Raw genomic sequence first — 12,618 nt, 5'->3', positions numbered from 1 at the left:
GGCTATACTTCCTCGCGTATCTCTCCACTCCTCCGGTCACATCGGAAAGCAGGGAGTTCGGCGATGAGTCGCACCGCACCGAAGTATGCCGCCGGTCCGGCGTCGCCGGGGCCGGCATCCGATGAGCGACCGGCGATTTCCCGTCGTGCCGTCCTCGGTGCGGTGGTTGTCGCCGCTGGTCTCGCCGCCTGCGGCGAATCCGAGGACAACGGCTCGGTCGCGCCGTCGGGCTCCGCACAGGACCGTACGGAGGTCGCCACCGACGCCTACATCTTCGGCTATCCGCTCGTGCTGATGGACGCCAATCGCGAGGCCCTGACCGGTGGTGCGGGCGACAATCGGTTCCAGCATGCCGCCGATCTGCCGGTGCCGAGCACTCGCGGTAGCCGCCGGGTCGGACTCGACTCCCTGTATTCGTCGGCGTGGCTGGACCTGCGTGACGAGCCGGTGGTGCTGCAAGTGCCCGAGATCGACCCGAGCCGCTACTGGATCATGCCGCTGCTGGATGCCTGGACCAACACCGTGCACAACCCGAGCAGTGTGCGCCCGCAGGCCGAAACGAGTGCGGCGCCCTACACCTATCTGATCACCGGTCCCGGTTGGTCCGGCGACGTACCCGAAGGGATGCGGGCGCTGCCCATGCCGACCCGGATGGTGTGGCTGCTCGGCCGAATCCAGGTCAATGGCCGCGACGATGTGCCCGCCGTCCGCGAGATCCAAGCCCGGCTGAAACTGGCGCCACTGAGTTCGTGGCCCCTCGACGCCGCGCAGCCGCGACCCGCGGACCCCGACGGCCCGGTGGAGCTGCCCGAACCACCCGTCGAAGCGGTGGCGCAGCTGCCCGCGCGCAACTTCTTCGACCGGATGTGCGCACTGATGGTCGACAATCCACCCGCCGCCGAGGACGTGCAGGCGCTCAACCGATTCGCGACCATCGGCATCACCCCGGGCGGCAGGCCTGATGGCGTCAGTACCGAAGAGCTGACCGCGGGCGCCGACACCGCCGAGCGTCAGCTCGCGGTCTACCTGGATCCGCTCACCAGGACCGAGAACGGCTGGGTGATCAATACCGATATCGGCCGGTACGGCACCAACTACCTGCTGCGGGCCAGCACCGCCAACCGCGGCCTCGGCGCCAACCTCGCCGAGAACGTGATGTACCCGACGCTGTTCGGCGATGCGGGCGGCGACGGTGCGCCGATCCCGTTCCGGTTGCGATTTCCGCCCGGACAGACACCGCCGGTCGACGCCTTCTGGTCGTTGACCGCCTATGGATCCAACGGGCACCTCGTCGCCAACCCCTCCGAGATCTACTCCATCGGGCATCAGGTCCCGGTGGTATACCAGCCCGACGGCACGCTCGAACTCGCCATCCAATACGCCGATCCGGGCTCGACGGTTCCTGCGGGCAACTGGCTGCCGATACCGCCGGCGGGTCAGTTCTCCCTGGTGCTGCGCATGTATGCGCCGCGCGAAGTGGCATTGACCGGCGTGTGGGTGCCGCCGCCGCTCGAGCCCGTGTCCTGATCGGACCTCCAGGTGATTCGGGAGTCGATGGCCCGGTGGATGAGGTGGCGAGACGGCGGTGTGACATGCACGGTGTGAGTAAACGGACGTTACTAAACAGCGTTCACTGGGCGCCCGGATGTGGTTTCATCTCCTTATCGGACCCGAAAACTCGAGGGCGGACGCCCGTACCCGCAGGAGACAGCCGTGACCACAACGATCGCCGCCGCTATGCGCGGGAAAGCCGGTCTCGCTTGAACCTGCGGATCAGCCACCCGACGACGCGCGGCCGCGCGCCGGTGATCACCGACGCCGATATCCGCCGCACCGCGCGCACATTGCTGGTCGAGCAGGGCACAGATGCGGTCACCCTGCGCGCGATCGCCCGTGCACTCGGCGTCACCGCGCCCGCGCTGTACCGGTACTACCGGTCCCTCGACGACCTGCTGGAAAGCCTGCGCCTGGACGTCTGCGCCGACCTGGCCGCCGAACTATCGGACCGGATCGCCGAGCTGCCCGACGACGGCGCGGTCCAATTCCTCGCCATCTGCCAGGGATTCCGGCATTGGGCGCTGGCACACACCAGGGAATTCACCCTGGTGTTCGCCTCACCCGGTAGTGGCGGCCGCGGTATGCGCGGGTTCGACGAACCCTTCGGCCGGATCTTCCTCGCCGCCGCGGGCCGGCTGCTGGCCACCTATGAGGTCATCACCCCACCGGCCGAGGACATCCCGGCCGAGCTGCGCGCGGATCTGCAGCGCTTCCAGGCCGAACTGCTGGCCGCGCTCGCCGAGGCGGGTCAGCCCGTCGCCGCCGACCGGATCGATCTCGGCGTCACCTATCTGATGATCCAGATCTGGGCACGGCTCTACGGGCACGTCACGCTCGAGGTGTTCGGCAACTATCCGGTGCCGCTGTCGAACCCGGAGATCCTGTTCGACGCCATGCTGGCCGACCTCGGCCGCTCCGCGGGGTTCATCCCCGGCTGATCGGTCAAATGCGCGCGCCCTTGGTGCGGTTGCACGCCCGGCACAGGATCTGCAGGTTGGTCGCGCTGGTGGCGCCGCCGCGGCTGAGTGGGATGATGTGGTCGAACTCGAGGTAGTGGCCGTCACCGCATTCGACACATTTACCACCGTCGCGTTGCCACACCTCGGCCTTCACCTCCTGCGGGATGCTGCGGGTGTCGCGCTGGCCGGGGGTGAGGGCAAGCCGTTTGGCGACCCGCAGCGCGCCCTCGACGGCGGCGGCGACGTAATGCGGGTCGTCGACGGCGAAGCGGGCGCCGCCGCGCGCGGAGGTCGCGGCGATCACCACGGTATCGGCGCCGGACTGCTCATCGGGCTCGATGGCGACCGAGACGATGCGTGACCACGGCATCTCGATCCCCGAGTCCGAACCGACGAACCGCAGCTTCTTATTGCTGACGATCAACCGTCCGTCGGTGTACTTGGGTCCTTTGACCAGCAGCCGGACCTGCGTCGCGCCCGCGTCGAAGTGCACCTTTTCCTCGGGGTCCAGGTGCAGTCCAGGGGTGCGGACCGTCGGCAGATCACCGGTGCGCAGCCGGGTGAGAGTGCGGCCGCGGTGCATACGGCGATGCAGATCGTCGATCTGCGGGCCGCTGAGTCCGAGTTCGGCCACAGTCTGTTTGAAACGCTCGAACTCCGGGCCTTCGATCTGCCCGTCGGCCATCGCGAAGGCCACCATGCGTTCGACGTGGTGCAGCGCCACCGGCCGTAGCGAGGCGTGACCGGCATTCTCATCGATGCGCTGATACCGCAACGATGCCCACAGCGCAGCCCACTCCGGGCCCTGCGGTCCGGAACCGGACAGCACCCGCCACACCTGGGTGTGCCAGTGGGTGAGGTACTCCTCGATCTCGTCGGCGCAGTCGCGGCAGGAGTGATGGCCGCCGAAGATCTTGCGCCGCCTGCGGTTTCCGCATCGGTCGCACACCTGAGGGTGCGCGGGCAGGTGTTGGCGGGTATCGCCGGTCCAGCGCGAGCCGTCCCACCAGCGCAGCCTGGTGCGATCGTGCGGGTCGGGATGCCAGTTCGCGCGGTCGGGGTCGGACGGCGGCGGGGGTTCGACGGGCAGTTCCGGGGCGGTGTCGCGGCGCAATGTCAGCGTCGGTGCGGTGCGTGCGGGTTCCTGAGTGAGGAGGTTGCCAGGGCCGCGCTGTGCGGGCGCGTGCTGCATGGGGGAGAGGCTGCGCGCGGGCGAGGGCTCGGCGGCGCCCGGTTCGTCGACGACGACGCCGAACTCGGTGACCAGTCCGGCCATACCCGACTCCCAGCCCTGCCCGACGGCGCGGAACCGCCACTGCCCGTCGCGACGGTAGAACTCGCCGAACATCATCGCGGCCACCGCTTCCGAGCCGTCGATCTCGTAGGCGGCGATCGGGCCGTCGGTATCGAGCACGGTGACGGTGAGACCCGCGATATCGGCGAAACTTGCGTCGTCGATCGATCCGGAGACGACGATGCGCGCGACCTCGGCCTCGGTGCGCGGCAACGACACACTCAACCGCGCCGTCCCCGCCGCGGGCGCTTGATCGAGGGTGACGGCCTGGGAAATGTGCCGGGGCGCGTTGTAGAAGACCAGATCACGATCGGTGCGCACCGTGCCCGAATCCGTGAGCAGCAGCGCGTGCGCGTCCACCGCATGCCCCGAACGCCATGAAACAACCACGGCTAGAAGCGAAGTCGGTACCGGCGCATTCGCGCCCTTGCTGAGTTTCATCGTTGTCGAACTATGCCACGAGGCTCCGACACCCTCCGACGACAGCTCCGGCCTGCGAGGCGGGGCGGTCGGCGCCCGCGGACGACTGCCCGGCAGCGGTGGCGACACCGTCCGATCCGGCTCCCGCAATCCTGTCGCATCGGCGCAGGTTGCGGCACAGTAGTGCTATGACGAATCCGAAGGATGCGGGCAAGCAGCCGCCGGGACGGGCGCCCGGATCACGGAAGGTGCCCAACCCGGGTGACGTCCTGGCCGCGGCCCAGTCCGCGGTGGAAGCGGCGCAGACCGCGGCCGGGCAGGCGCTGGACGCCGCGCGGCTGACCGCGGGCTACTCCTTCGACGCGGCGGTCCGCCTGCCACCGGCCTCGGCGCAGCTGGCCTCCCAGCTGCCCGATCTGCTCGACAACCTGTCCACGGCCATCGACCGCCTCAACTCCACCATCGATCGCCTCGACCGCACTCTCGCCCTTGCCGACCCGGCCTTCGCGGCCTACGACCGGCTGCTGCCGCGCCTGGAGGCGATGATCTCTCTCGGGGAGGATCTGTTCGGTGCGCTGTCGAAGCTGCCGGGGGTGAGCATGCTCGGCCGCCTCGCGGGTCGTGGTGAGGACTCCGCTGAACCGGAGCAGTCGGACCGCGGTTCTCGTTCACGGGACCCCAAACGCCGATAGGCGGTGTCCCAGCACTCAGCTCAGCGCAGCTGATGCGCGTGGCGCGGGCGTCGATGCGGTAACCGCGCGGTGCGTGGCGGAGGCCTTGAGCACCATCTCCGCGTATTCGTCCTCGGGCACCGAGTCCAGCACGATCGCACCACCCGCGCCGATCTGCCAGCGGTCGTCGTGGCGGACGGCGGTGCGGATGACGATATTGAGGTCGGCGGTGCCACCGACGCCGAGGAATCCGATGGTGCCGGAATAGACTCCGCGTGCCTTCGCTTCCAGCTCATCGATGATTTCCATGGTGCGTAGCTTGGGTGCCCCCGTCATCGAACCGCCCGGGAAACACGCACGCACACAGTCGATCACACCGGCCTCGGGACGCAGCGTGCCGCGCACAGTCGAGACCAGCTGGTGCAGAGTCGAGTATGTCTCGGTCGCCATCAGCTTCGGCACATGCACGCTGCCGATCTCGCAGACCCGCCCGAGGTCGTTGCGCAGCAGATCGACGATCATCAGGTTCTCGGCCCTGGTCTTGGGGCTGGCGGCGAGTTCACGGCACAGCCGTTCGTCCTCGGCCGGGGTGGCGCCGCGCGGTGCCGTCCCTTTGATCGGTTTGCTCTCCACCGTGCGGTGGCGGTCGATCTTCAGGAAGCGTTCGGGGGAGGAGCAGGCGATCTCGAGGTCGCCGAACCGCAGATACGCGGCATACGGGGCGGGATTGCAGCGGCGCAGCGTCCGGTAGACGTCGAGGCCGTCGGCAGTAGCGGACACGGTGGCGGTGTCGGTCAAGCAGATCTCGTAGGACTCGCCCGCGCGCAAGGCATCCTGGCAGATGGCGATGTCGATCAGATAGCGCTCGCGGCCGCGCCCGAGTGCCGCCGCCACTGCATCGGTGTCGGCGTCGATCGCGAGTTCGGGTGGATTGGTCCAGGTGGGCAGCGATTCCAACACCGCGGCGGTCGTGCGCAACCACTGCGCGGCGGCGTCGAGAGTTGCCGAATCCGTCAGTGCGAGCAGATGCGTGCGCCCGGCCTCGTGATCGACCACCACGATCCGGTCCGCGAAAATCCACTGCGCGTCTGGAGCCTCGGCGCGATGCGCGGCCCCGGCGCCGCACTCGACCTTCACCTCGTAGCCGAGGTAGCCGACATATCCGCCGGTGAAATCGAAAGGCAGATCCGGCAATTCGATCCGACGGGCGTGCAGCTGCGCATCGAGATAGTCCAAAATCCGGCCTGGCACCGTGCGCTCGCCCTCGGCCCCGGTCACCGTGACGACGCCGGCCCCGACCCGGTACCGCACCACCTCCGCCAGCGGCCCGCTCGCATCGCCGAGGAACGAGAACCGATCCAGCCCCGGCTCGACATGCTCACTGTCGAGCCAGAACGCGGTCTCCGAATCCCCGTACAGCCGCAGGAACACCGCCTCGGTATCCACCGCCCGCTCGATCATGTGATGCTGGAGCCGGAAGGGACCGGCATTGCCCGCCTTCGGGCTGGATTCGCTGTCCTCGCGATCGGCTGACGACTGCGCGCCGGACGACCAGGGGGCGCCGGGCGAGCCTGTGTTAGAGCTGGAGCCGGTGCCTGAGCCGGAGTCCGAGACAACGGCAGAGTGGTCGGCCGCAGATCGCGAAGCGGATCGCGCCGCGGCCATGTCTACGGCGTCTGCGGGGACGGTGACGAGCACATTCGGCACCTCCACCGGGGCAGCGGGCGCCGAACTGCCGGATCGACGCCGGTGGTCGGCGGTCAACTTCGCGAAGTTGACCAGAATCGCCGCCCCGTGCTCACTGGCGATGGATTCCGGATGGAACTGAACACCCCACTGCGGCCGACTGCGATGCCGCACGCCCATCACGACTCCGTCGGACGATTGCGCAGTCACTTCCAGCGCATCCGGCAGCGGCCGGGACGCGCACAGCGAGTGATAACGCACGGCGGTGAACTTTTGGGGCAGCCCGGCGAACAGGCCGGTGCCGTCGTGCTCGATCTGGTCCAGATAGCCGTGCCGCGCGGCAGGCGCCGCATCGACCACACCACCCGCGCCCACCACGATCGCCTGATGGCCGAGGCACACGCCGAGCAGTGGCAGGTCGGTTTCCCGGACCACCGCGGCCGAGACGCCGGTATCGCGTGCCACATCGGGACGGCCCGGTCCGGGTGAGATGACGACACTGTCGAATCGGTCCAGGCGCAGCTGCCGCACCACATGCGCCTCGTCATTGCGCACGACGGTCGGCTCGGTCCCATATACCTCGCTGATCAGCTGATACAGGTTGTAGGTGAACGAGTCGTAATTGTCGATCAACAGCGTGCGCATGGTGTTGCGAACCCTACGCTGCGACCCGGCCTTGCAACTGTGGTCAGGTGCCTTCAGATTTGGTCGTGCGGTGGTGCAGAATGTGGGGCATGTCTGTTGCGCAACCGGTCGGTGTGGACCGCGAGGTCGTAGATTTCGCCGTGGTCGGGAACTGGATGACCGAACAGGGCCTGCCCGAAGGAGAGTTCGAGGAGGTCACCGAGCTCGGCGGCGGCACCCAGAACATCATGCTGCGCTTCACTCGCGGTGGCCGCGACTACGTGCTGCGGCGCGGGCCGAAGCATCTGCGCGCCAAGAGCAACGACGTCATCCGGCGTGAGGCCAGACTCCTCGGCGCCCTGGGTGACACCGAGGTCAAGGCGCCGCGGGTGATCGCCGCGTGCCCCGACGAATCGGTGCTCGGCGCCGTCTTCTACCTGATGGAGCCGATCACCGGCTTCAACCCGCAGAACGAGCTGCCCGAACTGCACGCGAGCGATCCGGAGGTCCGGCGGCTGATGGGGCTGTCGGCGGTCGAGGCGATCGCGACGCTCGGATCGCTGGACTATCGGGCGCTCGGGCTCACCGACTACGGCAAGCCGGAAGGCTTCCTGGAACGTCAGGTTCCGCGCTGGATGGGCGAACTCGAGTCGTATTCGACCAATGACGGATACCCGGGCCCGGACATCCCCGGCGTCGAACGAGTCGGGGAGTGGCTGGACCGCAACCGTCCGGCGCAGTGGACGCCAGGCATCCTGCACGGCGACTGCCATCTGGCGAACATGATGTTCGCCTACGAGGGTCCCGAGGTCGCCGCGATGGTCGACTGGGAGATGTCGACCATCGGTGATCCGCTGCTGGATCTGGGCTGGCAGATCGCCACTCGCCCGGTGCCGGGTACCACTGGCGCGGCCCTGGTCGGCAAGCTCGGTGCGGTCGGCGGCCTGCCGACACCGGAGGAGATGATCGCGCACTACGCGAAGTTCTCCGAGCGCGATCTGAGCGCGGTCACCTGGTACACCGTGCTGGCCTGCTTCAAGCTCGGCATCGTGCTCGAGGGCACGCACGCGCGGGCGTTCGCGGGTAAGGCGCCCAAGCAGGTCGGTGACTTCCTGCACGCGATCACCCTCGAGCTGTTCGAGCGGGCGCACGGCCTGATGGAGTGATCGGTCGCTACTGCTGAAAACGGATCCCAATACTAGAACGTGTTCGCCCTGCTGGCGGACCTTCGTAGATGAATTTTCCATCAGCTACTAGAACGCGTTCCATTTTTCTCGTACGGTGGGTGCAGTCACATTGAAGCACGCGAGAGGTCTACAGGGATGAAGACGAAGGGCGCGATCCTGTGGGGGATCGACGAGCCGTGGTCGGTGGAAGAGATCGAGGTCGGCGACCCGGTCGCCGGCGAGGTGCAGATCCGCATGGAAACCGCGGGCATGTGCCATTCGGATCACCACATCGTCACCGGCGCGACACCGATGCCGAGCTACCCCGTCATGGGCGGGCACGAAGGCGCGGGCGTGATCACCAAGCTCGGCCCGAACGTGCCGAGTGATCTGCAGGTCGGCGACCACGTCATCCTGTCGTTCATTCCGGCCTGTGGTCGCTGTCCGGCCTGTGTCGCGGGCAATATGGCGCTGTGCGACCTCGGTGCGGGCCTGCTGCTCGGCCAGGCCATCAGCGACGGCACCTACCGCATCCAGGCCAGGGGCGAGAACGTCATCCCGATGTGCCTGCTCGGCACCTTCTCCCCGTACATGACGGTGCACCACACCTCCGTGGTGAAGATCGACCCGTCGATTCCGTTCGAGGTCGCCTGCCTCGTCGGCTGCGGTGTGCCTACCGGGTTCGGCTCCTCCACCCACGTCGCCAACGTGATGCCCGGCGAAACCGTGGTCATCGCGGGCATCGGCGGCGTCGGCATGAGCGCGCTGCAGGGCGCGGTGCTCTCCGGCGCCTCCAAAGTGGTTGCCATCGACCCGAACCCGTGGAAGCGGGAGCAGGCGCAGAAGTTCGGCGCCACCCACACCTACGCCAGCATGGCCGAGGCGATCATGCCGCTGATGGACGTCACCGAAGGCCGGATGGCCGAGAAGGTCATCCTCACCATGGGTGAAATGCACGGCGACTACATCGAAGAGGGCCTGATCCTCACCGGTAAGGCCGGCACCCTCGTCGTCACCTCGATGGGCCGTATGGACGCCGGCGAGGTCAAGATGAACAGCTTCCTGCTGTCCATGCTGCAGAAGACGGTGAAGGGCTGCATCTTCGGCGGCGGCAACGCCCGTCAGGACGCGCCGCGGCTGCTGTCGCTGTACAAGGCCGGTCAGCTCAACCTGGACGACATGGTCACCCGCAGTTACTCCCTCGAGGAGATCAACCAGGGCTACCAGGACATGCTCGACGGCAAGAACATCCGCGGCATCATCAAGTACACCGACGCCGACCGCTGACCCGCTACCGCTCGGCGAGCAGCCTGACGATCCGGGTGATCAACTCCTCCGGGATCGGCTCGCCGAGCGGGAATTTCAGCGTGCCCTTGCCGGTCTGATACCGCGCGAGGGTGCGCGTCGATCACACACAGCGCAGCAGGGCTTCGCGCAGATTGCGGCTGCGGACGTCGTCGAGAACGGCCATACCGAGGCGGTTCATGACGTAGCCGAATCCGAATCCGGTACTCGGATCGGCGAATCCGAAGGAACCGCCGAGCCCGGTGGTGCCGTAGGCGCGTTTATCGGATCCGAAGCGGAACGCGCCGCGCGATTTGCGGAAACCCAAGTGGTAGCGGCTCTTGGTGTGCAGCACGAGATCATCGGCCGGGACATCGTCGGCGGTGTCGGCGGCGGCCAGCCGGTCCAGGACCGCGTCGTCGATGGGCAGGGCTACGGTGCGCCCCGCGGCGGCGCCATAGATCGAGGCGAGTGCGCGGGCGGAACCGACGCCACCGTGACTGGCGACCCCGAGTTCGAGGAAATCCCGGCGCGTGGCGCGCGCGGGGGCGCCGAAGTGCGGATTGGTCAGTGCCGCATAGGACAGACCGCGTTTGGTGTAGACCTCGGCGCCGATGCGTAGCGGGATATCGCGTTCGTAGCGCAAGATGTCGAGGCCCTTGGTCGCGGAAAGGACGGCGACCCGGTCCAGGCTCTGTTCAGTGGGCAGGCCGATGAAGAAGTCCAGGCCGAGCGGCGCCGCGAGTTCTTCGGCGAAGAACTGTCCGATGGTGCGGGCCTGCGGATCCACCCGGCGCAGCAGCTCGCCCTGGTAGAGGCCCAGGGTCAGTGCGTGATAGCCGTGGCGGGTACCCGGGCGCCATGCGGGTTTCTGTACGGCCAGGATCTCGGCGAGCCCATCGAGATCGGCGACCTGGGCGGCCCGCACCGGGCGGTCGAGTCCCGACAGGCCTGCCTGGTGATCGATCAGCTGGCGGACGGTGATCGCGTCTTTGCCCTGCGCCGCGAACTCGGGCCAGTACTTCGCCACCGGCTGCGCGTAGTCGAGCAAGCCCTGCGATACCGCCGTCGCCAGCGCGAACGCCGCCATGCCCTTGGTCGAGGAGAACACCGGCACGATGGTGTCGCGCTCCCAGGACACCACGCGTTCGCGGTCGCGATACCCGGCCCACAGGTCCACCACCGGGCGTTCACCCGCGTAGATCGCGACGGCGGCGCCGATCTCGCCGTGCCGGCTGAAATTGCGCCGGAAAGCGTCGGCGACGGGGCCGAAACCGGCCTCCACCTCGCCGTGGATCGTGGGGTGCTCACTCATGGTTACTCGATCGTATCGGCGACGATCTCGTAGGCTCTGCTGCGTGCGTTCACTCGAGCAGATCAGGGACTGGCCGGTTCGGCACGCGGCGGCGGGCGTCGTGTTCGGCGGCGGGGACACAGCCGTCGCCGGGGACATCGACCGGGTTTTCCGATTGGCCTCGGTGACCAAACCCCTGGCCGCGTACGCGGTGCTCGTCGCGGTCGAGGAAGGCGCGATCGAACTCGATCAGCCCGCGGGCCCGCCGGGCTCGACCGTGCGCCATCTGCTGGCCCACACCTCTGGGCTGGCCTTCGACACGACCGAAGTGATGGCCGAGCCGGGTCAACGGCGTATCTACTCGAGCTCCGGCTTCGAGGTGCTCGCCGGCTTCGTCGCCGAACAGACCGGCATCGCCTTCGACGAATACCTGCGTGACGCCGTATTCGCGCCGCTCGGCATGACGTCGTCGGTGCTGGACGGATCCGCCGGCCACGCCTGTCGTTCGAGCGCAAGCGACCTGCTCCGTTTCGCTGCGGAACTGCTGAATCCGCAGCTGATCTCGGCCGAGACCCACGCCGAGGCGACGACGGTCCAGTTCCCGGACCGCAATGGTGTGCTACCGGGCTTCGGTTCGCAACGGCCCAACGACTGGGGGCTCGGATTCGAAATCCGCGATGGGAAATCCCCGCACTGGACCGGCTCGGCGAACTCGCCGCGAACCTATGGCCATTTCGGGCAATCCGGCACATTTCTGTGGGTCGACCCGGAAGTCGGCTTGGCGTGTCTCGCCTTGAGCGACGAGAATTTCGGCGATTGGGCACGAGCGGTGTGGCCGCCGTTCAGCAATGCGGTGATCGCGGAGGCGACACGCCGAAGCAACTCCTCCGCTGAGTAACAGGTGTAACACCGGACACTCGAGTACACTCGGGCAACGCCAGTTCGACGGGCCGTTGGGGAAGACGTTCCTCGTCGAAGCTGGAGGTGTCAGTGGTGCGCGCATCGAGTCAGTTCGCGGATGCGACGGCGGGTGTGGTCTACATCCACTCGTCGCCTGCCGCGCTGTGCCCGCACATCGAATGGGCACTCGCCTCTGCTCTCGGGGCCCCCGCCAAGCTTCGCTGGACCGCACAGCCGGCCGCCTCCGGCCAACTGCGGGCAACCAGCGACTGGGTCGGCCCCGTAGGCACCGCCGCGCGCCTCGCCCAATCCCTGCGGTCCTGGCCCGTACTGAGATTCGAAGTCACCGAGGACCCCAGCGAGGGCGTGGACGGCGAACGCTACAGCTTCGTGCCCACCCTCGGCCTCTGGCACGGATCCACCAGCGCCAACGGCGATGTCACCCTCGGCGAGATGCGGCTGCGGGTAATGCTGCACACCGCACGCGAACTCGACAAGTACTCCGGCTACGACCTCGCCGCCGAACTCGATCGCGCCCTCGGCACCGCCTGGGACGCCGACCTCGAGGTCTACCGCTGCGGCAGTGAAGGCGCCGAGGTCACCTGGCTGCGCCGCGACGTGGGGTGAGTTGGCGCGGCGAAAGCCACGTCGCGGGGAGCTCCAGGAGTGGGTGATTATGTGCAGGTCATCCGTGCCGACGAATGGGCAATTCGCCCGAGGCGCGGGTGCGCACCTGAACCATAGCGTCGAAAGCCTCGTAACC

The 12,618-nt window shown here is 67.8% G+C and carries 10 protein-coding genes; 7 read left to right on the top strand and 3 right to left on the bottom strand.

Going from position 1 to position 12,618, the window contains the following annotated elements; translation table 11 throughout:
• Window positions 1-63: 63 nt before the first annotated feature.
• Both ACFXNW_RS14280 and ACFXNW_RS14275 read left to right on the top strand, forming a co-directional pair.
• Window positions 64-1,527, top strand: a complete 1,464-nt coding sequence (locus ACFXNW_RS14280) for a DUF1254 domain-containing protein (RefSeq protein ID WP_379418055.1) — start codon at window positions 64-66, stop codon at window positions 1,525-1,527.
• A 233-nt stretch (window positions 1,528-1,760) separates the two neighbouring features.
• Window positions 1,761-2,495, top strand: a complete 735-nt coding sequence (locus ACFXNW_RS14275) for a TetR/AcrR family transcriptional regulator (protein WP_379418054.1) — start codon at window positions 1,761-1,763, stop codon at window positions 2,493-2,495.
• 4 nt (window positions 2,496-2,499) lie between these two features.
• Here the strand turns inward: ACFXNW_RS14275 and ACFXNW_RS14270 are convergent, their stop codons facing one another.
• Window positions 2,500-4,251 carry a TerD family protein gene (locus ACFXNW_RS14270; RefSeq protein WP_379418053.1) on the bottom strand — a complete coding sequence of 584 codons (1,752 nt, stop codon included), beginning with the start codon at window positions 4,249-4,251 and terminating at the stop codon, window positions 2,500-2,502.
• A gap of 167 nt (window positions 4,252-4,418) precedes the next feature.
• Here ACFXNW_RS14270 and ACFXNW_RS14265 point away from each other — a divergent pair, with 167 nt between their 5' ends.
• Entirely contained in the window at window positions 4,419-4,922 is a 504-nt protein-coding gene (locus ACFXNW_RS14265; protein ID WP_379418052.1) for a hypothetical protein, read from the top strand.
• 15 nt (window positions 4,923-4,937) lie between these two features.
• Here ACFXNW_RS14265 and pabB read toward each other — a convergent pair whose 3' ends face one another.
• A complete protein-coding gene (gene pabB, locus ACFXNW_RS14260) occupies window positions 4,938-7,232 on the bottom strand; it encodes an aminodeoxychorismate synthase component I (RefSeq protein ID WP_379418051.1) in 2,295 nt (764 codons plus the stop codon).
• A gap of 80 nt (window positions 7,233-7,312) precedes the next feature.
• Here pabB and ACFXNW_RS14255 point away from each other — a divergent pair, with 80 nt between their 5' ends.
• Window positions 7,313-8,377 carry a phosphotransferase family protein gene (locus ACFXNW_RS14255; protein WP_379418159.1) on the top strand — a complete coding sequence of 355 codons (1,065 nt, stop codon included), beginning with the start codon at window positions 7,313-7,315 and terminating at the stop codon, window positions 8,375-8,377.
• 156 nt (window positions 8,378-8,533) lie between these two features.
• Window positions 8,534-9,664, top strand: coding sequence for an NDMA-dependent alcohol dehydrogenase (locus tag ACFXNW_RS14250; RefSeq protein WP_379418050.1), 1,131 nt, complete (start codon window positions 8,534-8,536; stop codon window positions 9,662-9,664).
• Window positions 9,665-9,785: 121 nt separating this feature from the next.
• On the opposite strand, the gene ACFXNW_RS14245 is transcribed toward ACFXNW_RS14250, so the two are convergent.
• Complete coding sequence (locus ACFXNW_RS14245) at window positions 9,786-10,976, bottom strand: serine hydrolase domain-containing protein (protein ID WP_379418049.1); 1,191 nt, start codon at window positions 10,974-10,976, stop codon at window positions 9,786-9,788.
• Window positions 10,977-11,019: 43 nt separating this feature from the next.
• Here ACFXNW_RS14245 and ACFXNW_RS14240 point away from each other — a divergent pair, with 43 nt between their 5' ends.
• Together ACFXNW_RS14240 and ACFXNW_RS14235 are read left to right on the top strand one after the other, a co-directional pair.
• Window positions 11,020-11,853 (top strand): serine hydrolase domain-containing protein, encoded by an 834-nt coding sequence (locus tag ACFXNW_RS14240; RefSeq protein ID WP_379418048.1) that lies wholly within the window; start codon window positions 11,020-11,022, stop codon window positions 11,851-11,853.
• Window positions 11,854-11,948: 95 nt separating this feature from the next.
• The gene (locus ACFXNW_RS14235; protein ID WP_379418047.1) at window positions 11,949-12,482 is read left to right on the top strand and encodes a DUF3145 domain-containing protein; all 534 of its coding nucleotides are present in this window, start codon (window positions 11,949-11,951) and stop codon (window positions 12,480-12,482) included.
• Window positions 12,483-12,618 lie beyond the last annotated feature (136 nt).

Source organism: Nocardia sp. NPDC059180, assembly GCF_042754945.1.
GTDB lineage: Bacteria > Actinomycetota > Actinomycetes > Mycobacteriales > Mycobacteriaceae > Nocardia.
The sequence above is the reverse complement of the archived record's forward strand: the minus strand, read 5'-3'. Positions and strand labels throughout refer to the sequence as shown.

What these genes read in the sequence shown, in the direction of transcription:
- ACFXNW_RS14280 (WP_379418055.1), top strand. Translation starts at nt 64, where the DNA reads ATGAGTCGCACCGCACCGAAGTATGCCGCCGGTCCGGCGTCGCCGGGG.
- ACFXNW_RS14270 (WP_379418053.1), bottom strand. Translation starts at nt 4,251, where the DNA reads ATGAAACTCAGCAAGGGCGCGAATGCGCCGGTACCGACTTCGCTTCTA.
- ACFXNW_RS14265 (WP_379418052.1), top strand. Translation starts at nt 4,419, where the DNA reads ATGACGAATCCGAAGGATGCGGGCAAGCAGCCGCCGGGACGGGCGCCC.
- pabB (WP_379418051.1), bottom strand. Translation starts at nt 7,232, where the DNA reads ATGCGCACGCTGTTGATCGACAATTACGACTCGTTCACCTACAACCTG.
- ACFXNW_RS14255 (WP_379418159.1), top strand. Translation starts at nt 7,313, where the DNA reads ATGTGGGGCATGTCTGTTGCGCAACCGGTCGGTGTGGACCGCGAGGTC.
- ACFXNW_RS14250 (WP_379418050.1), top strand. Translation starts at nt 8,534, where the DNA reads ATGAAGACGAAGGGCGCGATCCTGTGGGGGATCGACGAGCCGTGGTCG.
- ACFXNW_RS14245 (WP_379418049.1), bottom strand. Translation starts at nt 10,976, where the DNA reads ATGAGTGAGCACCCCACGATCCACGGCGAGGTGGAGGCCGGTTTCGGC.